We start from the raw sequence: 24665 nt of genomic DNA on the forward strand, positions 1-24665 counted from the left end.
GCTAACGAATCGTGTGCAAGTGTGACCCGCGTCGCTTTTTAGGGGCTTCCCCTGGGCTCCGGAGCGGCCACAAGGAGACTCAACATGTGCACACGCAAGACTCTGATCGCTTCGGCGGTACTCCTGGCGCTCGGCATGACGGGACAGGCCTTCGCTCAACAGACCAACACCGAGAACGGGAATGGCGATGACATCCTCGTCAACCTCGCGGCGGATATGAGCAACAACAGCACCAACACCGACAACTCCGACAACAGCGACAACAGCGACAACTCGGACAACTCGGACAACAGCGACAACCGCTCCTACGATGGCGACAACCGCAACAACCGCGGACGCGCCAATGCGGAAGGCTATGGCTCGACCGCAGCGAACAACGGCAGCACCGCGACGTCGACGTTCTCCAACTCCTTCAACCAGAGCAAGGCGGTCGCCGAAACCAAGCTGATCGGTTCCGTGTCGGGCGTGACCGTGCACGACATCGGCAACGTCGCCCAGAACTGGGGCAATGCCAATGGCGGTAGCGGTGGTCGTGGTGGCGCAGGCTACGGCGGCGATGGCTACGGCGGCGAGGCCGGCGGTGGTTCCGGCAGCGGCGGCGACGGCGGCAATGGCGGAAACGGCGGCAACGGCGGTAGCGGCGGCAGCGCCAGCATCGGCGATGCGACGGCGGGCGATTCGTCCAACGGCAGCGCCTCGATCGGCGATGCCACCGCCGGCAACGGCGGGCGCGGCGGCAACGCCAACGACACCCGTGGCGCCAACGGTGGCGACGGTGCCGGTTGGGGTGGCGACGGCGACGCGACGGCCGGCAACGGTCGCGGGCGCGGCGGCGATGCCGGCGGCTGGGGCGGTGACGGCGGCGGTGCCAGTGGTGCGTCCGGCGGCGATGCCGGCAGCGCCAGCGGCGATACCGGTTCGATGGCCGGTGCGTCCGGCGGTGACGCCGGCGCCGGCAGCGGCAACGTGCGCGAACGCGGCGCGGGCGACGGTACCAGTGGCGACGGCACCGCGACCGGTGGCGCCGGCACGTCCGGCGATGCGACCGCCACCGGCGGCGCCAGCACGGCGACCGCTGGTGCGGGTACGTCCGGTGACGGCACCGGTACGGGTGGCGACGGCAGCGGGACCAGCGGCTCAGGCACCGGTACGGGCGGCGACGCGACCGCCACCGGCGGTGGCGGCAATGGCTGGGGCGGCGCCGGCGGCAGCGTGACGGCTACCGCAGGCAACGGCGGTGCCGGCGGCGATGCCAGCAATGGCGACGCCACCAACGGCAGTGCCTCGTCCAGCGCGAGCAACGGCGATGCCACGGCCGGCAACGGCGCCAGTGGTGCGGTCGGTGCGACCGGTGGCGCCGGTGGCGTCGGCAACGGCGGCGATGGCATGGGCGGCGACGGCAACGGCGGCGTCGGCAACGGCGCGACCGGCGGTGCCGGTGGTGCAGGCGGGTCGGTGGCGGTCGATGCGGGTGCGTTCGACATGTCCAACAACATGACGAGCGTCGGCCAGTCCGCCGCCGGCATCATGGTGGCCGCGCAGAACAGCGGCATGGCCTCGCTGATCCAGCAGGGCATCACCGTCCAGGCCAACCTGACCGTAGGCCCATAAGCGTTCCGGGGTATTCGGGTCCCGATCGATCCGGATATCGCACGCGGACGCAGGCGCCCCGCTCACCGGCGGGGCGCCGATGGCCGCGTGGTGGACGCATGGCAAGGGAGAAGGACCATGCTCGCGCACCATCAGGCCGGGCTGCGACTCGCAGCCTGGGGATTGTTCGTCGTCGCCTACGGCGCGACGGCCGAAGAGATACCACCACCCGCGCAGGCGGCAACGACCGGCGTCGAGCTGCAGGTGCCCGACGTCCCAGTGGTCGCGGTCAGTGATCTCGGGCGGGCGATCGCCACCGACCGGTTGTCGGTCATGCGCGGCGGCGACGCCAGCCAGACCGAAAACCTGATCGATGTCGACGGCTCGGTCGACGGCAATACCGCGCACCACATCACCAGCGGCTCCAACAGCATCGCCGACGGCGCCTTCAGCAACGCCAGCGGGATCAACACGGTCATCCAGAACACCGGCAGCAACGTGCTGATCCAGAACGCGATGATCGTGACCGTCGATTTCGGGGCCGTGCCGCAATGAAACGTCGCCTGCGGCGTGCGCACTGGCTGGCGCATGCCGCGCTGGCTTGCGCGTTCGTTTGCCTGGGCGGTGCGTCGGCGGCGACCAGCGACGTGCGCGTGCCGGGCGGGGCCTACAACGTGCGCCTGACCAGCCTGAAGGAAGCGCGTTTCAAGACCACGCTGCCGCAGCAGTACGACTTCAGCTGCGGCTCCGCCGCCACGGCGACGCTGCTGACGCACCAGTACGGCCATCCGGTCAGCGAAGTGGACGTGTTCGTGCAGATGTACAACAACGGCGACCAGGCGCGCATCCGCAAGGAAGGCTTCTCCTTGCTCGACATGCGGCGCTACCTGCGCTCGAAAGGCTACGAGGCGGATGGCTTCGAGCTGCCGCTCGACAAGCTGCAGGACGAGAACGTCCCCGCGATCGTGCTGCTCAACGACCGTGGCTATCGCCATTTCGTGGTCGTGAAGGGATTGCGCGACGGCCGCGTGCTGCTGGGCGATCCGGCGCGCGGTACCCGGGCGATGCCGCGTTCGCGCTTCGAGGCGTTGTGGGACAACCGGGTGATGTTCGTCGTGCACAACCGGCGCGACCGCGCCCGCTTCAACCAGGCCAGCGACTGGAAGACCGCACCTCCGGCGCCGCTCGACATGGGAATCCAGCGCGATGGCCTGCGCAACATCACCGTGCCGCGGCGCGGTCCGGGAGACATCTGACATGGACGGGAAACGACACACACTGCGGTGGACGGCGGTGTTGCTGGCGGCCCTGCTGATGCCCGCGGGCGCGCGCGGACAGAGCGGTGAGCTGGGCAGCGAATGGCAGCCGGTGGATCCGGGACGGCTGGCGCAGATGCGCGGTGGCTTCCAGATGCCGTCCGGCATGATGCTGTCGTTCGGCATCGAGCGTGTCGTCTTCCTCAACGGCGAGCTGACGGCCCGCATCGCGGTGCAGGTGCCCGACGTCGCCCGCATCACGCCAGAGCAGGCGCAGGCGTTGGCCGACTTCAATCGCGGGCTGGTCGTGCAGATCGGCGACGGCAACCGCTTCGATCCCGCGCAGGTCGCCGGTGGGCTGATCATCCAGAACACGCTCGACGACCAGGACATCCGCACCGTCACCCGCATCGACGTCGGCGTCGACACGCTGGGCGCCTACCAGAACCTCAATGCCAGCGGCGCGTTGACCGACGCACTGATCCGCGCGCCCGGCGGCCCGTGACGCACGCGGCCGCGACCACCGCACACGACAAGGGGAACATCATGAAAGGGACGTCTCTGATCGAAGTGGCACCGCTGGCGTTGGCCGTCGGGCTGGGTGTGCAGGCCGGGCAGGCGAGGGCCCAGGACCTTCCGCTTCCCGCCACGCCATCGCCACCGATTCCGACGCAGCCCTACGAGATCACCGCCGACGCGCGGCTGGATGCTCTGCAGCGGCAGCTCAACGAACAGACCCAGCGGCTGCAGCAGATGCGCGAACTGATGCAGGCGCAGGAGCAGCAGATCTTCGGCCTGCAGAACGCGTTGAACGAGGAAATCCTCGCCAACGCGCGTGCGCGTGGCGCCCCCGCCCCCGTCATCGTGCCGTCGCTGAACCAGGCGCCGACGTTCCGCGATGCGCCGGCGGGCTCGCCCACCTACATCGTCGTCGGTCCGTCGCCGGCATCGGTGCCTCCGCCAGCGATAAGCGACATCGTGCCCACACAGGATGCCGGCCCGCAGGTGGCACAGGCCACCGCGCCGGCCCGCAGTGCGCAGGCAGCGGGAGCACAGGCGGCACCGCCGGCCGCTGGCGATGCGCAGGCGCCGCAGCGCGTGGGCCAGGCACCGGAGAGCGATTCACGGCCGCCGGAGGTGGCGCAGATCTTCGACCAGCCCGGCGTGCTCACCCCGAAGGGCAAGCTGGTGGTGGAGCCCGCGATCCAGTACGGCTATTCGGCGAACGACCGGGTGGCGCTGGTGGGCTACACCATCATCCCGGCGATCCTGATCGGCCTGATCGACGTACGGCAGGTGAAGACGACCACCGCCGTCGCCACGCTGACGGGCCGCTATGGCGTCAGCAAGCGCATGGAACTGGAAGCGAAACTGCCTTACGTCTACATCCACAGCGACACCGTCAGCCGCGAGATCTTCACCGGCTCCGCGCAGGACCGCGTGTTCAATGCGCGCGGCAGCGGCATGGGCGACGTGGAGCTGACCGGCCGCTACCAGATCAACCGCGGCGGCGCCGACAAGCCCTTCTACATCGCCTGGTTGCGCTACAAGAGCCGCACCGGCCGCGACCTGTTCGACGTCACCACCGATTGCGTAACGCGTTGTGTGGCCAATACCACCGGCACCGGCCTGCCGCTGGACCTGCCCACGGGCAGCGGTTTCAATGCCGTGCAGCCCGGCATCACCTGGCTGTATCCGTCCGATCCGGTCGTGTTCTTCGGCAGCCTCAGCTACCTGCACAATTTCAAGCGCAGCGACGTGTCGCGGCGCGTGCTGGGCGGCGAGACCGAGTTCCTCGGCGACATCAAGGCGGGCGACATCCTGGGCTTCAACCTCGGCATGGGCCTGGCGCTCAACGAGAAGGCGGCCATCAGCATCGGCTACGACACCAGCATTGTGGGCAAGACCAAGCAGAACGGCGAAGAGGTCGCCGGTGCGGTGCGCACGACGCTCGGCACGCTGCTGCTGGGCGGCACCTACCGCTTCAGCGACCGCATGTCGCTCAACGTCGCACTCGGCGTCGGCATCACCCGCGATACGCCGGACATGACGTTCACCGCGCGCGTGCCGATCAACTTCTGACGACGCGTCAGCCCGGCCGGCCCTGCCACCACAGCCACAGCCCGACCCCCAGCATCAGCCATTCGGTGGCGGCGAGCAGGAGGGTGGTGGTATCGACCGGCCACCAGCGCATCAGTCCGACGCTGCGGAAGAGCACGATCGGCACGTACAGCGCGAGCGCCAACACCAGGCCGGTGCGCATCTGCTGGCTCCACGCGAACCAGGCGAACAGGAACGCCAGGCCCAGCTGCAGGCCGCCGTAGATCGTCAGGTACTCCGTCTGCCCCGAGCGGGTCAGCGAGGCGTAACCCACCGCGGCTGCGGTACGCGCCGGTGCGATGGCACACCACGCGGCGAAGACCAGGTAGATCGCGGCATTGAGGTAGAGGTAGGCCGAGACCATGACGCGCTCCAACCGGAAAGAGGACGTCTTTCATGCCGGGCGCGTAGTGATGGGGCGGTGAAAGGGGGTCGAAGCCCGACGGTGGAAGGCGACATTCCCCGATGCCGGGCGTGACGGCACAGCGTGATGCTGCAGGTGAACCCCCTGCAGGAGCACGACATGTCCCCGACGTCTTCACGCGTGAGCTGTCCCGCGCTGGCGGCCTTCCTTACGGTGCTCTGCGTGCCGGCCTGGGCGGGCGACGCCATTCACAAGTGCCGTGGTGCGGATGGCCACTCTCATTACCAGTCCACGGCGTGCTCTGCCTCGCAGCGCACCGAGTGGGTGCGCGATTATCCGGTGCAGGCTCCATCGCCTGTCTTGTCGGCACCGTCGGCACCTGCGCCGCGCGCGTTGGAGGGTGACCGCCGTACGCGCCAGCCCGCCCGTACCTCCACCAGGCGCAGGCCGGGATCGGCACAGGCCGCTGTGATCTCGATGCATCGCGACGCGACCGCCTGTGAACGAGCGAAGAAGGCGCGCGATCAGGCGTATGCAAGGCTCGGTCTGAAACGCGACTTCGCGACGAGTCGCAAGCTCGACGATCGCGTCAACGAAGCCTGTCGCTGACAGCGGCTCAGACCGTGCGCGAGAACCGTGGCGCGTCCGCGGCCGGTGCGGTGGGCAGGTAGCGGTCGAAGCACATCGCGATGACACGCAGCAGCAGCCGGCCCTTGGGGGTGGCCTGGAAGCCGACCCGCGTGAAGCTCAGCAGGCCGTCGTCGGCCAGCGCCTGCAGCCGGGGCAGGGCATCGGTGAAGTAGTCGGTGAACACGATATTGAAGCGCTTGCCGATGCGCGCATAGTCCAGTCTGCCGTGGCACATCAGTTCCTGGATCACCTCCGCGCGCAGCACGTCGTCGTGGTCCAAGGGCATGCCGCGCCAGACCGGCAGCCGGCCATCGTCGATGGCGCGCTCCCAGCTCGGGATGTCGCGCGGGTTCTGGCTGAAGCTGTCGCCGATGTGGCTGATCGCGCTCACGCCGAAGCCGATCAGGTCGCTGTCGGCATGGGTCGTGTAGCCCATGAAGTTGCGATGCAGGTCGCCACGCGCCTGCGCACGCGCCAGATCGTCGTCGGGCAGGGCGAAATGGTCCATGCCGATATAGACATAGCCGGCCGCGACCAGGCGCTCGATCGCGCACTGCAGCAGCACGAGTTTCGTCTCCGGATCGGGCAGGTCTTCCTGCGCGATGCGCTGCTGCGGCTTGAACAGCTGCGGCAGATGCGCGTAGCTGTACACGGCAATGCGATCGGGACGCGCGTCGACCACGATGTCCAGTGTCCGCTCGAAGCCTTCACGCGTCTGCTTCGGCAGGCCGTAGATGAGGTCGATGTTCACGGAGCGCATGCCGTGCTCGCGGCACGCGGCGACGATGGCCAGCGTCTCTTCGACGCCCTGCACGCGGTTCACGGCCTTCTGCACGCGGGGATCGAAGTCCTGCACGCCCAGGCTGGCGCGGTTGAAGCCGATACGTGCGAGTTCGCCAATGTCCGCAGGGGTGACGAAGCGGGGATCCAGTTCGATCGAGAAGTCCATCGTGCCGGAGGTCGCGAAGCTGAACTGGCTGCGCAATTCGGCCACGCAGTCCGCGATCTGAACAGGTGTCAGGAAATTGGGCGTGCCGCCACCGAAATGCAGTTGCACGACCGGCCGACCGCTGTCGAACAGCGGCGCCATGCGCGCGATCTCGCGGTACAGATAGTCCAGGTACAGCTCGCCGCGCGCCCTGTCGCGCGTGATTACCCGGTTGCAGCCGCAGTAGAAGCAGGGGCTGGTGCAGAACGGGACATGCACGTACAGCGACAAGGGACGTGCGGCGTCCAGTCGGTTGGTCGCGGCGGCATGTTCACGGAGCTCCTGCACGCCGAAGCCCGTGCTGAACTGCGGCGCGGTCGGATAGGACGTGTAACGCGGGCCCGGCGTGTCGTAGCGCCGCAGCAGGTCCGCATCGAACAGCGGTGAGGGGGAACTGATACCCATGGCGCACAGGCTAGGACGCAGCCGCTGCCGCCGCATTGATCGGAATCAATTCACGCGCGAATCATGCCCCCCGGCTTCAGGGGCATCGGGAATCTCGGGCAGCATCTCCAGCGCGGCAGGCGTGGTGCGCAGCATCGGATGGAACCTGCCCGGATGCAGCAGCTCGCGTACCTTGAACACGCGACGGCCACCCGCCACCAGCGCCAGCAGGCCCAAGGTGGTGGCGAAGAACAGCGGCAGCGCCGTGGGGCCGAATGCCTGCATCAGGGCGCCTGCCGCCGCAGGGCCGATGGCCGCACCGATGCCGTTGAGCAGCAGCAACGCACTGCAACCGGCCAGCAGTTGCTCGGCCGGCAGGCGGTCCAGCAGATGCGCCACCGCCAGCGGGTACAGCGCGAACGCCAGCCCCCCGAAGAGGAAGAACAGCGCATGTACCTGCGCATCGAAGTGCAGCGCGAGCAGCGCCGTGGAGGCGCCCCCTGCGGCCACCAGCGCCAGCGTGCTGCGACGATCTCCGCGGTCAGACAGGCGACCGATCGGCAACTGCAGGGCAGCGCCGCCGATGATGGTCACCGCCATGAAGGTGCCGATGCCGGCACGGTCCAGCCCGAGCGAGGCGGCGTACACCGCGCCCATGCCCCAGAACGCGCCCAGTGCGAGCCCTGCCAGCACGGCGCCGGCGGCGGCGCTGGGCGCCACGCGGCAGATCTCGATCAGGTGGATCTTCGGTGCCACCGTCATCACCGGCGGTACCAGGCGGGTGGCACTGACCGGCAGGATGGCCAGCGCGAACAGGATCGCCACGACACTGAACAAGACCGGGCTGCGCGGCGGATGCAGGTCGAGCAGCAACTGCCCGGCCGCCAGCGCGAGCAGCGACACCACCATGTACACGCCGAATACGCGGCTGCGGTGTTCCGGCGCTGCTTGCGCGTTCAGCCAGCTCTCGATCACCGTGCACAGGCCCACCAGCGCCATGCCGGTGACCACGCGCAACAGCATCCAGCCGGCCGGCTCCAGGAACAGCGGATAGACGAGGACCGCCGCCGCCGCCAGCGCAGCGTGGAAGGCGAAGGCGCGGATGTGGCCGACGCGGCGTATCAGCGGCGGCGCGGTGAACGTACCGAGGAAGAAACCGACAAAGTAGCCCGACATCACCAGGCCAGTCGTGCGCTCGCCCCATCCCTCCACTTGGCTGCGCATCGCCAGCAGCGTCCCCAGCAGTCCATTGCCGGCCAGCAGCAGGGCGACGCTGGCAAGCAGCGCGGTGATCGGAAGCAGGATGCGGAGCACAGGCTGGGGACGACACCGGTGTGGGAACGCTCCGCATGCTAGCAACCCGATGCTGAGCGACCGGTTCACATGCGGCAGCACTGCCCGAACCTGCGTGCTGCGCGATGCCATCGGGTATCCTGCCGCGACAACGGCGATGGCATGCATGGGAAGGATATTCCGATGGCGGAGCGCAAGGTTCCAGGCATCGACGAGTACGAAGGCGCCGCGGGCGGTTGGGGCGCGCTCGCCGCGGTCGCGCGCGCGGTGAAGAGCCAGATGGCGGTCGGGCGCGAAACCTCGGCGCTGCGTCGCGTCAACCAGCCTGCCGGGTTCGATTGCCCCGGTTGCGCATGGCCGGATCCGAAGCACACCTCGTCGTTCGAGTTCTGCGAGAACGGCGCCAAGGCGGTGTCGTGGGAAGCCACCGGCAAGCGCGCGACACCGGAGTTCTTCGCCGGTCACACGCTGGCCGGACTCTGGGAGTGGAGCGACCACGCGCTGGAGGACGAAGGCCGGCTGACCCATCCGATGGTGTACGACGCCGATGCGGACCGCTACGTGCCGATCGGCTGGGACGAGGCATTCAAACGCATCGGTGAGGCGCTGCGCGCGCTCCCGCATCCTGACATGGCCGAGTTCTATACCTCCGGCCGCACCTCGAACGAAGCCGCCTTCCTCTACCAGTTGATGGTGCGCGAGTACGGCACCAACAACTTCCCAGATTGCTCCAACATGTGCCACGAGGCGACCAGCGTCGGCCTGCCGGAATCCATCGGCGTGGGCAAGGGCACGGTGACGCTGGACGACTTCGCGCATTGCGATGCGCTCTTCAGCTTCGGCCACAATCCCGGCACCAACCATCCGCGCATGCTGTCCACCCTGCGCGAAGTGTCGAAGCGCGGCGTGCCCATCGTGGCAGTGAACCCGCTGCGCGAGCGCGGGTTGGAGCGCTTCACCTCGCCGCAGCATCCAGCCGAGATGCTGACCAACAGCGCCACGCCGATCGCGCAGACGTACTACCAGGTGAAGATCGGTGGCGATCTGGCGCTGCTGAAGGGCATGATGAAGTGGTTGCTGGAAGCGGATGCCGAGGATCTCGCTGCAGGCGGCGCCGGCGTGCTGGACCATGTCTTCATCGCCGAGCACACCGAAGGGCTCGAAAGCTTGCGCGAGGATCTCGCGCGTACGAGCTGGGACGAGGTCGTCGAACATTCCGGCCTGTCGCGCGAGGACATCGCCGCCGTCGCGCGGCTCTACGCCGGCGCGGAGCGCGTGATCCTCTGCTACGGCATGGGCATGACCCAGCACCGGCGGGGCACCCAGAACGTGCAGCAGATGGCGAACCTGATGCTGCTGCGCGGTAACGTCGGCAAGCAGGGCGCCGGCATCGCACCGATCCGCGGACACTCCAACGTGCAGGGCGACCGTACCGTCGGCATCACCGAGAAGCCCACGCAGGCCCTGGTCGACGCGATCAGGCGGACCTACGGCTTCGAGTTCCCGCTGACGCATGGCCATGATGCGGTGGAGGCCGTGCGCGCGATACGCGATGGCCGTTCGCGTGCGCTGGTCTGCATGGGCGGCAACCTCGCCGTGGCGATGCCGGATCCGGACACCACGATCCCGGCGATGCGCACGCTCGACCTGGTCGTGCATATCGCCACCAAGTTGAACCGCTCGCACCTGATCCCGGCTAAGCAGGCATTCCTCTTGCCCTGCCTGGGCCGTACGGAGCGCGACGTGCAGGCCAGCGGACTGCAGTCGGTGACGGTGGAGGATTCGATGTCGATGGTGCATGCCTCGCAGGGCGGTCTGCCGCCGGCGTCGGAGCACCTGCTGTCGGAACCTGCCATCGTCGCCGGCATCGCCAAGGCGACGCTGCCGCAGACGAAGGTGGACTGGGACGGGCTGGTCGGCGACTACGATCGTATCCGCGACGACATCGAAGCCGTGTTCCCGATGTTCAAGGATTTCAACCGGCGGGTGCGCGAGCCTGGCGGTTTCCGCCTGTACATCGGCGCATCCGAGCGCAACTGGGGTCCGGGCAGGAAGGCGCGCTTCCTGGTCGCGCCCGGCCTCGACGAAGATCCCGGCAGCGACCGTCGTGATCTGTTGACGCTGACCACGATCCGGTCGCACGACCAGTACAACACGACGATCTACGGCTTCGATGACCGCTACCGCGGCGTCAGCGGCCGGCGCGACGTGGTCTTCATGAACCGTCACGACATGCAGGCGCGCGGATTGGAATCGGGCGACCGGATCGATGTGTCGTCGTGTATGCAGGGCACGCCAGCTGCCGCGCGGACGGTATCCGGCTTCATCGCGGTCGAGTACGACCTGCCGCGCGGTTCGGCGGCGATGTATTACCCCGAAGGCAACCGCCTGGTGCCGCTGGACAGCCACGATCCGCAGTCGGGGACGCCGGCCTACAAATCGATTCCGGTGACGGTACGCAAGCAGGCCGTGGATGCCGATGCAGGCTGATCGTATCGACGGCGTGGCGCAACGCGAGGTCGTCGACGTCACTGCAGGCGTGTCTACGGTGCGGCAGGACTGGTTGGCGGAGGAAGTCCCGCTGGCGATCCACGTCAACGGCGAGCCGTTGGCGGTGATGATGGTGTCGCCCTGCGACCTGGAGGATTTCGCCCACGGGTTCGCGCTGACCGAGCTGGGCCTGGTCGCCGAGGATCTCGTGTCCGTGGACGTACAACTCTTGCTCGAAGGCATCCAGCTCGACCTTCGCACGCGCCACCCGTTGCCTGCTCGCATGGCAGACGCGCAACGCTGGCTGCCCGGCCGCAGCGGGTGCGGCATCTGCGGTAACCGGCGCCTGGAGGATTTGGTCAGGCAACCGAGGGTGATGGAGCGCGGTAGTGTCGTCGCGTCGACGGCGCTGGACGTTGCGCGGATCGGGCTGGAGCAGAGACAGCCTATGAATGCCGCCACCGGCGCCATCCACGCGGCGGCATGGGCGAGGGCGGATGGCACGCTGATGCTGGTCCGCGAAGATGTCGGTCGCCACAACGCACTTGACAAGCTGATCGGCGCAATGCGACGGGAAGGCATCGATGCCGGAACAGGCTTCGCCCTGATCACCAGTCGTGCGAGTTACGAGATGGTAGCGAAGGCGGCGACGGCCGGCATTCCGTTGCTGGCGGCGATCTCGGCGCCGACCGCGCTGGCCGTGGATCTGGCGGAAGGCTGCGGGCTGACGCTGGTCGGATTTCTTCGCCGCGGCCGGCATGTGGTCTACAGCCATCCAGGCGGACTGGACTGAGCGACATGCACTTCATGCAAGAACGGCCATACGCCAACGCCTGCGTCGTCGCCGACGTGGGCGGCACGCATGCGCGGTTGGGATGGACCCTCGACGGGCACGACGTGGCCGATGTGGAGGTTTACCGGTGTGCGGACTACACGTCGCTGGCGCACATCCTGGACACCTATCGCGTGCGGATGGCGCGTGGACATGCCGGATGGCAGGTGAGCGATGCCGTCGTGGCCATCGCCGGCTATCTGCAGGACGACCGTCTGGTCAACGCGAATCTGCCGTGGGAAGTCTCGGTCGCGCGCACGGCGGCCGACGCGCGCCTGGCGTCGCTTGCCCTGATCAATGACTTCGGTGCCGTCGCCCACGCCATCCCCGGTATCGCGCGGCAGACACTGGTTCCTCTCGTGCAGGGCCCGTGCGACGGCGACCTGCAGACGCCGGCCCTCGTGCTGGGGCCGGGTACGGGACTGGGGGCGGCGATGTGCCTCGATCCGCTCGGGGCCCACGTGCTGCTGACGGAGTCCGGTCACGCTGCGCTCGCTGCGAGTACGGCGTTGGAACTGGAGGTGATGCAGGATCTTGTCCGGCAGTGGCCACACGTGGACAACGAGCGCGTACTGTCGGGCACCGGCATGATGCATCTGTATGGAAGCTTGGCACGCATGCGTGGTGTACCGCTGCACCATCAGTCGGCGGAGCAGGTCGTGACGGCCGCGTCGGCCGGAGAAAGCATCGCGTGCGAGACACTCGATATCTTCTGCGGATGGCTCGGCAGCCTGGTGGCTGATCTGGTGCTGACCCTCGGTGCACGCGAGGTCTACCTGGCGGGCGGGGTGACCTCGCACATCGCGGCGTTCCTGCATGCAGGACCTTTCCAGCAACGGTATGCCGTGAAGTTCGCGACACGGGTGCCGCCACCCGTGTGGCGCATCGAACACGGGCAGCTCGGCCTGGCAGGTGCCGCCCTGTACTGGCGGACGCAGGCCACGTCGTGCCACGGACACCTCATCGAGGAGCGCGCATGAAAGGCAGGAGAAGGTTCCTGGGCCAGATGGCCCTGTCGGCAGGCGCGATGGCGGTGTCCCGCGGGACGATGGCCGCGCCTTCCGGTCTCCGCCTTGCGGACGGCGGCCGCGTGGTGTCCACCTGGGACTTCGGCGTCGGCGCCAACCAGGCGGCCTGGAAGCGCCTGTCCGCGGGCGGGAGTGCGCTGGATGCCGTCGAGCAGGGTGCACGCTGGGCCGAGACCGATCTGTGCAATCCCACCGTCGGACGCTGCGGCAATCCCGACAGGGGCGGCATCCTGACGCTGGACGCCAGCATCATGGATGGCGACGGGCGCTGCGGCGCCGTTGCGGCATTGGAAGAGATCGATCATCCGATCAGCGTTGCGCGCCGGGTAATGGAAGACACACCGCATGTGATGCTGGTGGGCGAGGGCGCGCAGCAGTTCGCGGTGGCGCAAGGGTTCCAACGAAAGGCCTTGCTGACGCCAGAGGCCGAGAAGGCCTGGCAGGCGTGGCGCGAACGCGCGATGTACGAGCCGCAAATCAACGTCGAGCGCAACCTCAAGCCAGGCAACAAGGAGAACCACGACACGCTCGGGATGCTGGCGATCGACCGGAACGGGCGCCTGGCGGGCGCGTGCACGACCAGTGGCATGGCCTGGAAGATGCGCGGGCGTGTCGGCGACAGTCCCATCATCGGCGCGGGCCTATACGTGGACAACGAGGTGGGCGCCGCGACGGCCTCCGGTGTCGGCGAGGAGATGATCCGCAACGCAGCGAGCTTCCTGGTGGTGGAACTGATGCGGCAGGGGCGTACGCCGATGGACGCGTGCCGCGAGGCTATCGAACGGGTCGTGCGCAAGCGGCCGGAAGCCAGCAAGTCGCTGCAGGTCTGCTTCCTTGCCATCGACAAGCACGGCGACGTGGGTGCGTTCGCGCTGCATGGCGGCTTCGTCTATGCCGTCTGCGATGCGGGAAGGCAGGACGCGTTGCTCGCGTCCGACGCCATCTATGGCGAGGATGCATGAACGCAAGGGCGTCACACGTGCTGGAAATCGCGGCAGGCTCGCTCGCGTCCGCGCTGGCGGCACAGCAGGCCGGTGCCGATCGTGTGGAACTCTGCGAAGGGCTGGAGTCCGGAGGCACCACCCCGTCCTACGGCATGCTGGCGATGGCGCGCGAACGCCTGCGCATTCCCCTGTTCGTGCTGGTGCGTCCGCGTGCCGGCGACTTCTTGTATGACACGCAGGAAGTCGACGTGATGCTGCGCGACATCGAGTGCTGTGTCCGACTGGGTTGCGATGGCATCGTGGTCGGCGCCCTGGATGCCGATGGATGCATTGATCAGCCGCTATGCCGGCAGTTCGTCTCCGCGGCGGGATCGTTGCCGGTCACGTTCCACCGCGCGTTCGATGTCGTCAGCGATCCGGGGTCCGCGCTGGAGCAGGTCATTGCGTCGGGGTTCTCGCGCCTGCTGACGTCGGGCGGACGTGCCACCGCTGTCGACGGCGCCGGAAACATCGCTGCCTGCATGCGCCAGGCCAGTGTACGCATCGTCGTGATGCCAGGGGCTGGCGTTACCGCCGACAACGTTGCGGCGCTCGCCACGAGCACCGGCGCCCGCGAGTTCCATGCATCCGCCAAGGGCGCACGGATGTCCGCAATGCGCTTCCGCGCGCCTGCGCTGGACGGCCTGCCGGCCGACTGGATGGAAACCGATCCGGTGCGCGTCCGTGCGCTGCGCGAGGCCCTGGACGCGATCGCGTCCGGCGCGTGAGCGTACCCGATCGCCTTATCGGGTCATCGAATAGGGAAGCTTCAACATGCCTTCCGTTCGGTCCTTCTCCGGCGAGGCCTGCATCGTGAAGCGCAGCTCGCCACCAGCCATGATGTCCGTGTGCTCCAGGTACGTGCGGTCGAGCAGCTTGCCGTTGAGCGTGATCCGTCCCACGTAGGTGTGCGCAGCGTCCAGGCCGTCGGCGACGACGGTGAAGCGCTTGCCGTTGGGAAGATGCAGCGTGGCGCGCGGCAGGAACGGGCGCCCCAGCACGTACTGGTTGCTTGCTGGCGCGACAGGATAGAAGCCGAGAGCGGTGAATACGTACCACGCCGACATCTGGCCGAGGTCGTCGTTGCCGGCCAGACCATCGGGCCGCGGCGCGTACTGGGTATCCATGATCTGCTTCAGCCGCGCCTGCGTACGCCAGGGCTGGCCTGCGGCGGCGTACAGGTAGGCGACGTGGTGGCTCGGCTCGTTGCCGTGCGCATACCAGCCGATCAGGCCGGTGATGTCTTCCATGTGCTCGAACACGGACGGGTCGACCTTGGCGTCGAACACCGCATCGAGGCGTGCAAGCAGCGCGTCGTTGCCACCGTGCGCCGCCGCCAGGCCGGCCACGTCCTGCGGGACATACCAGGAGTACTGCCAGGCATTGCCTTCGGTGTAGTCCGTCCCGTAGCCGCTGGCCGCGGGATCGAACGGCTCGCGGAACGCGCCGTCGCGCTTGCGTGCACGCATGAAGCCGGTGGACGGATCGAACGCATGCTTCCAGTTCGCCGCACGGCGGGAGAACTCCTCCGCCACGTCCCGCTTGCCCATCGCCTGCGCCATCTGCGCGATGGTCCAGTCGTCGTAGGCGTACTCCAGCGTCTTGCTGGCGGCTTCGCCTTCCTCATCGATCGGCACGTAGCCAAGTTCGCGATAGGCGGCGATGCCGTCGTAGGGGCCGTAATTGGCACTGGCGACCATGGCTTGCAGCGCTTCGTCGGCGTCGTAGCCGCGGATACCCTTCATATACGCGTCAGCGATCACCGGCACGGCGTGGTAGCCGATCATGCACCACGTCTCCAGGCCATGGAACGACCATACGGGCAGTACGCCGTACGGGCTTTCTCGACGCGATGCCAGCAGCGAGTTGACGAAGTCGTTGGTGCGCTGCTCCGGCTGCACCAGCGTGGCCAGTGGATGCAGAGCGCGGTAGGTGTCCCACAGCGAGAAGGTGGAATAGTTGGTCCAGCCGTCGGCCTGATGCACGGCGTTGTCGGGGCCGCGGTAACGGCCGTCGCTGTCCATGAACAGGGTAGGGCCCAGCAGCGTGTGGTACAGCGCGGTGTAGAAGCTGGTGCGCTGCGCCGCATCGCCCTGCGCTTCGACCGCCCCCAACGCGTCGCTCCACTGCCGTTTCGCGGATGCGCGCATGCCATCGAAATCCCACTCCGGCGCCTCTGCGTCGAGATTGGCGATGGCGCCTTCCTCACTCACCGGCGAGATGGCCACCTTCACCAGCACGGGCTGGTCGCCTTCGGGTTCAAGATCAAAGGCGGCCACCAGTTGGCGGCCTTCGATCTGCGCCCGCTGGCGGGGATCCTTCTCGCCCGGCGGCGGGAAGCCCTTGTAGGGAATGTCCTGTTCGGTGTTGTGCAACTGGTGGTCGGCAAGCGGCCGGGAGAAGCGCACGGCGAAGTAGAGCTGACGGCCCGGGGCCCAGCCGCGCGTTTCGCGGAAGCCGGTCACGGTGCCGTCGGGACGCACGCGTATCCGCGACCACGAGATCTTGCCGGGGTAGTCGTACATGCTGGTGCGCAGGTCCAGCACGACATGCGCGGGCTTGCCTGCGGGGAACGCATAGCGATGCATGCCGACGCGAAGGCTCGCGGTCAGCTCGGCGCGCACGTCGTGGTCGTCCAGCGTGACGGCGTAGTAGCCGGGGTGCGCGATCTCCGTCGCGTGGCGGAAGCGCGAGGTATATCCGCTGCGCGGCTTGTCCGGATCGCCACGCTCCAGCTTCAGCTCGCCGGTCGTCGGCATCAGCAGCAGATCGCCCAGGTCCGAATGGCCTGTGCCCGAGAAATGGGTGTGCGAGAAGCCGACGATGGTGGTGTCGCTGTAGCGATAGCCGGCTGCCCATCCATAGCCGTCCTTGCGCGGCTGGATACGGGTGTCCGGCGACAGTTGCACCATGCCGAACGGCACGGTGGCGCCCGGGAAGGTGTGGCCTTCGCCGCCGGTACCGATGAAAGGGTCGACCGCCTGGTAGGCCGCTTCGCCTACGCTGGCGGGGGCCGCCAGCGCGCCTGCCGACATCAGAGCGGAGCTTCCCGCGATTCCCGCCAGCATCACCGCCGCCGCACCGAGCTGCTTCATTTCCAGGCCTTTAGATCGGTCGAATTTCCCGGAACGCTAGCACAGGCGCCGGAGCCCGGTCATCGGGCGTGGCTGTAGCGTGCGCGCGATCATCCTTCGTGGCGGACCGGTCGACGCTGTTGCGGAGCAGCATGCAAGATCGCGAACGGCATGGTAAATCTGCAGTCGAATTGGATCGATCCAAAAAAAGCCCGCCGGCGTCCACGTCCATGGCGTTGCGCGGACGGGTACCGCATCACCATCGGGCGCGTCGCCGTTGCCACGGAATCCTGCATGCATACCGGGTCCACGACTTCTCCTGCGGCAAGCCGGTTACGCGCCTACACCGCGATCCGTGCGCTATGCGTGTGCGCGATGCTGCTCGTCAGCATCGGCGCCCAGGCGAAAGAGCAGCGCTTGCTGCACGAGGGCTGGGAGTTCAGGCAGCTTCCCGCCGCAGACGGGAGAACAGGAGTCGCTTCGTCGTGGCGATCCGCGTCGATGCCGGGCACGGTCCATACCGACCTGCTGGCCCACGGACTGATTCCCGACCCTTACGTCGGCGCGCCCGAGGCCGGGTTGCAGTGGATCGGGCTGGTGGACTGGGAGTACCGCACCACGTTCCAGGCAAGTGCGCGTGAGCACGCGGCCTCTCGAAGCGAGCTGGCGTTCGACGGCCTGGATACGTTTGCGGACATCTTCCTCAATGGAAAGAAGGTATTGGAGGCCGACAACGCCTTCCGCACCTGGCGCATCCCGGTGCAGGGCCTGCTGCGCGAGGGGCCCAACGAACTGCGCGTGGTGCTGCACTCGCCGATCGGGAAGCTGTTGCCGCGGGTGCAGGCGATGCCGCATCGCATCGCCGGCAACTATCCATCGCCTTACGGTGATGAGCCGAAAGACGCCATGACGGCGAACTTCGTACGCAAACCCGGCTACCACTATGGCTGGGACTGGGGTCCACGCTACGTCACCGCCGGCATCTGGCGGTCCGTGCAGCTGACGAGCTGGAATGCCGCCAGGCTGGAAGACCTGCAGGTGCGCCAGGACCGTGTGACGGAGGCGGCGGCGGAGATCACCGCGATCGCCACCGTGGACGCTGCGCAACCGGGCGACTATCTGGTCCGTGTATGGAAGACCGATCCCCATGGCGACAGGACGGTCGTGGCCACGCAGCAGATGGTACTGACCCGGGGCGTCAACCGTATCGCGCATTCCTTCCGTGTCGAACGACCGCAGCGCTGGTATCCAGCCGGTTATGGCGCGCAGCCGCTTTACACCTTCGGCGTGGAGATCCTGCGAGGAGCGGACGTCGCGGACACACGCATGGTGCGTACCGGCCTGCGCAGCGTCGAGCTGCGGCGCGAACGCGACGCCGCCGGACGCAGCTTCGCCTTCGTCGTCAACGATATCCCGGTGTTCGCCAAAGGCGCGAACTCGATCCCCTTCGACATGTTCCCTTCGCGGGTCACGCCTGCCCAGCTGCGTCGCGTGCTGAAATCCGCGGTCGACGCCAACATGAACATGGTGCGCAGCTGGGGCGGCGGCTACTACGAAAGCGACGCGTTCTACGAGATCGCGGACGAGCTGGGTCTGATGGTGTGGCAGGACTTCATGTTCGGCGGCGGCATGCAGCCGGCGTACGATCCGGCATTCCGCGCGAACGTCATCGCCGAGGCGCACGACCAGGTGAAACGCCGGCGCAACCATGCCAGCGTCGTGTTGTGGTGCGGCAACAACGAGGAAGAAATCGCCTGGAAGTACTGGGGCCACGGCAAGGCGTTGAAGGAAGCCGATCCCGCGTTTGCCGCCAAGGTGTGGGATGGCTACGTGCAACTGTTCGACCGCGATCTGCGCCGCGTCGTGGAAGAGCAGGCGGGTGGAATCACCTACTGGCCCAGTTCGCCCAGCGACGATATGGCGGACGTGGCGAATACACCAGCCAGCGGCGACATGCACTACTGGGAAGTGTGGGGCAACCCTGCGCATCCGCCTTCGGCCTACCTCGACGTCACACCGCGCTTCATGTCCGAGTATGGCCTGCAGGCCTGGCCGGTGCGTCGGACCATCGATCACGCAATCCCACGGAGCGACCAGCGCATCGATTCACCCATCGTCGAAGCGCACCAGAAATTCCTGGCAGGCAAGGGCAACGATCGCCTGCTGCACTACATCCGGATGGAATTCGGCGAGCCGAAGGATTTCGACGATTTCGCCTACCTCAGCCAGGTGATGCAAGCCGAAGGGATCGGGCTGGCCGCGCGCCACCATCGCGCCAGTCGGCCGCACACCATGGGCTCGCTTTACTGGCAGCTCAACGATGTGTGGCCGGGCGCGTCGTGGTCGGGCATCGACTGGTTCGGGCGATGGAAGGCCATGCAGTTCCACGCGCGCCGGTTCTTCGCGCCCGTGGCATTGACCGCGCTGCGCAAGGAGGGCCGCACCGCGGTCAGCCTTGTGTCGGACCGGACGACGGCGCGGCGGGGAGAATGGCGCGTACGGGTCATGACGGCCGATGGCCGTGTGATGCGCGATCAACGCACGGCGGTCGAGTTGTCGCCGCTGTCGGCGGTCCAGGTCGCTTCGTACGCCGACCGGGATCTCCTGGGCGACGCGGACCCCGCCAAGGCGGTGGCCGTGTTCGATCTCGTCGTCGAAGGCGAGCCCCCCGCGCGCGAAATCGTGTACTTCACCACGGCCCGGGAATTCGGCTGGAAGCTGCCGGACCTGAAGACGGAACTGCGCCACGATGGTAGTAACACGGTACTCGACCTCAGCTCGGACACGCTGGCACGCGCGACCTGGATCGACTTCGGCGACCTGGACGCGGAGATCTCGGACAATGCGCTGACCCTGTTGCCGGGCGAATCCATCACGCTGCGCATCGACTCGAATGCCGGTATCGACGCCCTGCGCGATGCACTTCGCATCCGCACGCTCGCTGGCGAACTTTCCAACCCCATTTCTTCACGGAGCACCGCTTCGCCATGACACACCCCGTTCCCGCTCACGATGATTTCCGCAGCGAGGCCTTCCTGCGCGACCACATACGCCGGACCATGGCGTTCTACCATCCACGCTGCATCGATCCGACGGGCGGCTTCTTTCACTATTTCAAGGACGATGGGCGCGTCTACGACGCATCGCACCGTCACCTGGTCAGCAGCACGCGTTTCGTCTTCAACTACGCGACGGCGGCGCTGGAGTTCGGCGACGAGGATGCCGCGCTTCGCGATGAGTATATGGGCGCGGTGCGCCACGGTCTCGCCTTCCTGCGTGAAAGGCATCTGGATCCGGTGAGCGGCGGCTACTTCTGGACGCTGCGGGACGGCATGCCGGAAGACACGACCCAGCATTGCTACGGCGCGGCGTTCGTGTTGCTCGCGTACTCCATCGCACTGAAGGCAGGCATAGAGGAATGCCGTGGATGGATGGAGGCGCATTGGGACCTGCTTGAGTCGCGCTACTGGGAGCCCGGATTTGGCCTGTACCGCGATGAAGCGTCGAGGGAGTGGCAGTTCAGCGACTACCGCGGACAGAACGCCAACATGCACATGTGCGAGGCGATGCTCGCGGCGTACGAAGCGAGTGGGGATGCACGCTACCTGGATCGTGCCCTGCAACTCGCGGACCACATGACGCGCCGGCAAGCCGACCAGACCAAAGGCCTGGTCTGGGAGCACTACGACCCGCAATGGCGTGTCGATACCGACTATCACCGCGATGATCCCAAGCATCTGTTCCGTCCGTGGGGATTCCAGCCCGGGCACCAGACCGAGTGGGCCAAGCTGCTGCTGATCCTCGAGGGGCATCTGCGACGTGCAGGCGCCCCCGCGGACTGGCTGATCGCGAAGGCTCGCGATCTGTTCGACAGGTCGATGATTGCGTCCTGGGATGCGGAGCAAGGCGGCCTGGTCTACGGCTTCGCGCCCGAGTCGTTGCGCAAGGACATCGAAGGGCCTTCGTTGCCCGACGGACACCATTTCATCTGCGACGACGACAAGTATTTCTGGGTGCAGGCCGAGTCGCTGGCGTGTGCGGCCAGGCTGGCGGTCGTTACCGGCGATGAAGCCTACTGGCAGTGGTACGACAGGTTGTGGGACTACGCCTGGACGCACATGGTCGACCACGTCCACGGTGCTTGGTTCCGAATCCTCGACCGGCACAACCACAAGTACGACGACGACAAGAGCCCTGCGGGCAAGACCGACTACCACACCATGGGAGCCTGCCATGACGTTCTTTCCGTGCTGCGCGCGCATGCGTGATCGACTTCCCGTCCGTGGCCCGCTGCCGCTTTCCGCTTCCCTGATGCTGCTGCTGGCATCGAACCTGGCATCCGCACGCGATGCGGGCTTCTCGACCTCATTCGAGACGGGCGAGCCGCTCCCTCGAACCGCGCAGGCGGATGGCCTTGTCAGCGTCGGCAACGGCCCCAGGCAGCCGTACGCCGCCATGGTTGGGAAGGGCTATACGGGCGATCGTGCACTGAACTACCGGAGTTCCGCCGCTGCCCGCGTGGCACTGTTCGCAGTCGACATCGAGGTGGAGAAGGACACCGTGCTGTCGTGGATGGTGCTGCCGGAAATCGTCGCCGGCGATACCGCCGCTTCGACGGGCGTATCGGTGGATCTGGTGTTCGATGACGGTCGTCGCCTGTCCGATCTCGCCGTGACCGATCAGCATGGCGCACCGGTGACGGCGCGCGGACAGGCGACGTCCATGACGCTCTACCCGCAGCAGTGGGCGCGCAAGCAGGTGCGCGTCGGCGAGGTGGCGGCCCTTCGTGGAAGGCTTATCCGTGCCATCGAACTCCAGCTCGAACCCGGATCGCGTGGCGATTCCTCCGGCTGGATCGACGACGTCGCCATCGAGCGCCATGCGCCCGTCGACCGGCGTCGCCCCAGCGATTACGTGCTGACCACGCGTGGAACCCAGTCCAACAGCACGTTCTCACGGGGCAACAACATCGCCGCCACGGCGATGCCGCACGGTTTCAATTTCTGGGTGCCGGTCACCGATGGCGGCTCCCTGAGCTGGCTGTATCGCTGGAACGAACACAACGGACCCGACAACCGGCCGCGCCTGCAGGCGCTTTCGATCAGCCACCAGCCCAGCCCGTGGATGGGCGATCGACAGACCTTCCAGGTGATGCCCTCGGCGTCAGTCGGCATTCCCGAGGCTGATCGGCAGAAGCGCGCGCTGTCGTTCTCCCATGATCGGGAGGAGGCCCGCCCGCATACCTATCGTGTGGACTTCGACAATGGCATCCGGACTGAAATCGCGCCGAGCGAGCGTGCCGCGGTCTTCCGCTTCCGTTTTCCGGAGGAAGGCGACGCCAATCTGTTGTTCGACAATGTGGACGCACGCGGTGGGCTGACGCTGGATGCGGACACGCAGACGCTGAGCGGTTTCACCGATACGCGCAGCGGCCTGTCCAACGGTGCGACGCGGATGTTCGTCTATGCGCGGTTCGACCAGCCGTGGCGGCAGAGCGGATCGATCGAGACCGGCCGTCCCACCGGCTACGTGAAGTTCACGCCGGGGAGGGAGCGCGAGGTGACCATGCGCATCGCTACTTCATTGATCTCGGTGGAGCAGGCCCGCCGCAACCTCGATCTGGAAATCGGCAATGCCGGGTTCGAGACGGTGCGCGACCGCGCGCAGGCGGCCTGGGACGAGTTGCTGGGCCGGGTCGAGGTTGAAGGGGCCAGCGAAGACCAGCGCGTGACGGTCTATTCCAACCTGTACCGGCTGTTCCTGTATCCGAACGTCGCACACGAGAACGTCGGCAGCAACGAGCATCCCAACTGGCGTCATGCGGACCAGAACAGCTGGTCCAAGGACAATGCGGCGGGCGATGCGCAGCGCACTTCGGCACCCGTGCGAGAGGGAAAGATCTACGTCAACAACGGCTTCTGGGACACGTTCCGCACCACGTGGCCAGCGTACTCGCTGTTCGCGCCGGAGCGCGCGGGCGAGATGATCGACGGATTCCTGCAGCAGTATCGCGATGGCGGCTGGATTGCGCGCTGGTCGTCGCCGGGCTACGCCGACCTGATGGTGGGTACGAGTTCGGACGTCGCGTTCGCCGATGCCTGGCTGAAAGGCGTGCGCGGCTTCGATGCGCACGAAGCCTACGAGGCAGCGCTACGCAATGCGACGGTGGTGCCGCCGGTATCGAACGTGGGCCGCAAGGGCCTCGCGCGTTCGATGTACCGGGGCTATGCCGACAACAGCGTGCATGAGGGTCTGTCCTGGACGCTGGAAGGGGCCTTGAACGATTTCGGCGTGGCGCAACTCGGTCTCGCCCTGGCGACGGAAGAGAAGGATGCGGCGCGCGCGACGCGTTACCGGGAAGAGGCCGAGTACTTCCAGGCGCGCGCGACCGACTACGTGCACCTGTTCGATCCTGCAACGCGGTTCTTCCGCGGCCGGTCACCCAACGGCAGCTGGCATCCGCCGGCCTCGGAATTCGACCCGCGCGTCTGGGGCGGCGACTACACCGAAGCCAACGCCTGGACGTTCGCCTTCACCGTGCCGCACGACGGGGCAGGGCTGGCCTCGTTGTTCGGTGGCGAAGAGGCGCTGGCGCAGCGGCTGGATACATTCTTTGCCACGCCGGAAACGGCGGAGAAGCAGTTCTCGGGGTCCTACGGGAACATCATCCATGAGATGACCGAGGCGCGGGACGTACGGATGGGCATGTACGCGCACAGCAATCAACCTTCGCACCACATTCCCTGGATGTACGTGGCGGCCGGCCAGCCCTGGAAGACACAGCAGATCACCCGCGATGTCATGCGCCGGCTTTACCTCGGCAGCGAGATCGGCCAGGGATACCCCGGGGACGAGGACAACGGCGAGATGTCGGCGTGGTACCTGTTCGGGATGCTCGGGTTGTATCCGCTGAGGATGGGCGCACCGGAGTACGTTATCGGCTCGCCCGCGTTCGATCTCGCGCGCGTGCAGCTTGGAGGTGGCCACACACTGACGGTGATCGCGCGCAACAACAGTGCGCAGAACGTGTACGTACAGTCGCTGAAGGTCAACGGCCGTCCATGGAGGCAGGCATGGATCCGCCACGACGATATTGCGGGCGGAGCGACTCTCGAGTTCGTCATGGGCGATACGCCGTCTTCGTGGGGTAGCGGCGCTGGCGCATTGCCGCCCGCACTGACGCCGTCGGGACAGAAGCCCCGCCGCATGGTCGACATGGCACCGAACGCCCGGGTAACCGTGCAGGGCCTCGCTTCGCAACGATCCGCTTCACTGGTCGATGACGACGCGGGAACATCGTCGTTGCTGCCGGCGCATGCCAGCATCGACCTTCGCTTCCAATCACCCGTCCGCGCCAGCTACTACACGCTCTCGAGTGCGGACCAGGCCATCGAGCGCCTCTCGTGGGTACTGGAGGGTCGCGGCAACGATGGCCGGTGGATCTTGCTGGACGAGCGTCGCGACCAGTCCTTCGAGTGGGCGCGGCAGCTGCGCCCTTTCCGGATCGAACGGGCGGGGGACTACGTCGAGTACCGGTTGCGAATCGAGGGCGGAGGGCAGTTCGCGTTGTCCGAACTCGAACTGCTCCAGGCCGTCGAGCGGCCGCCTGTGCCATGAAGTCGAGGCGACCCGACTGGCGGGTTACGGCCCGTC

General features: G+C 67.1%; 18 protein-coding genes. 14 read left to right on the forward strand and 4 right to left on the reverse strand.

Annotated elements, in window-relative coordinates:
* Positions 1-84: 84 nt before the first annotated feature.
* From AC04MD_RS04430 to AC04MD_RS04450, 5 genes are all read left to right on the forward strand, one after another.
* The gene (locus tag AC04MD_RS04430; RefSeq protein ID WP_475496097.1) at positions 85-1611 is read left to right on the forward strand and encodes a hypothetical protein; all 1527 of its coding nucleotides are present in this window, start codon (positions 85-87) and stop codon (positions 1609-1611) included.
* A 117-nt stretch (positions 1612-1728) separates the two neighbouring features.
* Complete coding sequence (locus tag AC04MD_RS04435) at positions 1729-2145, forward strand: hypothetical protein (protein ID WP_475496098.1); 417 nt, start codon at positions 1729-1731, stop codon at positions 2143-2145.
* Complete coding sequence (locus AC04MD_RS04440) at positions 2142-2846, forward strand: C39 family peptidase (RefSeq protein WP_475496099.1); 705 nt, start codon at positions 2142-2144, stop codon at positions 2844-2846. Before AC04MD_RS04435 ends, AC04MD_RS04440 begins: the two co-directional genes overlap by 4 nt.
* A gap of 1 nt (position 2847) precedes the next feature.
* The gene (locus AC04MD_RS04445; RefSeq protein WP_475496100.1) at positions 2848-3351 is read left to right on the forward strand and encodes a hypothetical protein; all 504 of its coding nucleotides are present in this window, start codon (positions 2848-2850) and stop codon (positions 3349-3351) included.
* A gap of 41 nt (positions 3352-3392) precedes the next feature.
* Positions 3393-4928: a transporter gene (locus AC04MD_RS04450; protein WP_475496101.1), complete on the forward strand. Its 1536-nt coding sequence runs from the start codon at positions 3393-3395 to the stop codon at positions 4926-4928.
* Positions 4929-4935: 7 nt separating this feature from the next.
* On the opposite strand, the gene AC04MD_RS04455 is transcribed toward AC04MD_RS04450, so the two are convergent.
* Positions 4936-5310 carry a DUF4345 domain-containing protein gene (locus AC04MD_RS04455; protein WP_475496102.1) on the reverse strand — a complete coding sequence of 125 codons (375 nt, stop codon included), beginning with the start codon at positions 5308-5310 and terminating at the stop codon, positions 4936-4938.
* Positions 5311-5436: 126 nt separating this feature from the next.
* On the opposite strand from AC04MD_RS04455, the gene AC04MD_RS04460 reads away from it, so the two are divergent.
* On the forward strand, positions 5437-5919 hold the full coding sequence (locus AC04MD_RS04460) for a hypothetical protein (protein WP_475496103.1): 483 nt from the start codon (positions 5437-5439) through the stop codon (positions 5917-5919).
* 7 nt (positions 5920-5926) lie between these two features.
* Here AC04MD_RS04460 and hemN read toward each other — a convergent pair whose 3' ends face one another.
* A complete protein-coding gene (gene hemN, locus AC04MD_RS04465; RefSeq protein ID WP_475496104.1) occupies positions 5927-7333 on the reverse strand; it encodes an oxygen-independent coproporphyrinogen III oxidase in 1407 nt (468 codons plus the stop codon).
* A 45-nt stretch (positions 7334-7378) separates the two neighbouring features.
* On the reverse strand, positions 7379-8614 hold the full coding sequence (locus AC04MD_RS04470) for an MFS transporter (protein ID WP_475496169.1): 1236 nt from the start codon (positions 8612-8614) through the stop codon (positions 7379-7381).
* 174 nt (positions 8615-8788) lie between these two features.
* Here AC04MD_RS04470 and AC04MD_RS04475 point away from each other — a divergent pair, with 174 nt between their 5' ends.
* The 5 genes from AC04MD_RS04475 to AC04MD_RS04495 are packed head-to-tail and all read left to right on the forward strand — an operon-like array spanning position 8789 to position 14666.
* A complete protein-coding gene (locus AC04MD_RS04475) occupies positions 8789-11095 on the forward strand; it encodes an FdhF/YdeP family oxidoreductase (RefSeq protein ID WP_475496105.1) in 2307 nt (768 codons plus the stop codon).
* A complete protein-coding gene (gene fdhD, locus AC04MD_RS04480; RefSeq protein WP_475496106.1) occupies positions 11085-11888 on the forward strand; it encodes a formate dehydrogenase accessory sulfurtransferase FdhD in 804 nt (267 codons plus the stop codon). The genes AC04MD_RS04475 and fdhD overlap by 11 nt, the downstream gene beginning before the upstream one ends.
* Positions 11889-11893: 5 nt before the next feature.
* A complete protein-coding gene (locus tag AC04MD_RS04485) occupies positions 11894-12907 on the forward strand; it encodes a glucokinase (RefSeq protein WP_475496107.1) in 1014 nt (337 codons plus the stop codon).
* Positions 12904-13917, forward strand: coding sequence for a glycosylasparaginase (locus AC04MD_RS04490; protein WP_475496108.1), 1014 nt, complete (start codon positions 12904-12906; stop codon positions 13915-13917). The genes AC04MD_RS04485 and AC04MD_RS04490 overlap by 4 nt, the downstream gene beginning before the upstream one ends.
* Positions 13914-14666, forward strand: coding sequence for a copper homeostasis protein CutC (locus tag AC04MD_RS04495; RefSeq protein ID WP_475496109.1), 753 nt, complete (start codon positions 13914-13916; stop codon positions 14664-14666). The genes AC04MD_RS04490 and AC04MD_RS04495 overlap by 4 nt, the downstream gene beginning before the upstream one ends.
* 15 nt (positions 14667-14681) lie before the next feature.
* On the opposite strand, the gene AC04MD_RS04500 is transcribed toward AC04MD_RS04495, so the two are convergent.
* A complete protein-coding gene (locus AC04MD_RS04500; RefSeq protein WP_475496170.1) occupies positions 14682-17006 on the reverse strand; it encodes a GH92 family glycosyl hydrolase in 2325 nt (774 codons plus the stop codon).
* A 381-nt stretch (positions 17007-17387) separates the two neighbouring features.
* Here AC04MD_RS04500 and AC04MD_RS04505 point away from each other — a divergent pair, with 381 nt between their 5' ends.
* From AC04MD_RS04505 to AC04MD_RS04515, 3 genes are read left to right on the forward strand one after another with little or no spacing between them, the layout of a single operon-like run.
* Complete coding sequence (locus AC04MD_RS04505) at positions 17388-20003, forward strand: beta-mannosidase (protein ID WP_475496171.1); 2616 nt, start codon at positions 17388-17390, stop codon at positions 20001-20003.
* Positions 20000-21280, forward strand: coding sequence for an AGE family epimerase/isomerase (locus AC04MD_RS04510; RefSeq protein ID WP_475496110.1), 1281 nt, complete (start codon positions 20000-20002; stop codon positions 21278-21280). The genes AC04MD_RS04505 and AC04MD_RS04510 overlap by 4 nt, the downstream gene beginning before the upstream one ends.
* Positions 21273-24629: a GH92 family glycosyl hydrolase gene (locus tag AC04MD_RS04515; protein WP_475496172.1), complete on the forward strand. Its 3357-nt coding sequence runs from the start codon at positions 21273-21275 to the stop codon at positions 24627-24629. Before AC04MD_RS04510 ends, AC04MD_RS04515 begins: the two co-directional genes overlap by 8 nt.
* Positions 24630-24665 lie beyond the last annotated feature (36 nt).

This window comes from Pseudoxanthomonas sp. LjRoot206 (assembly GCF_056175725.1).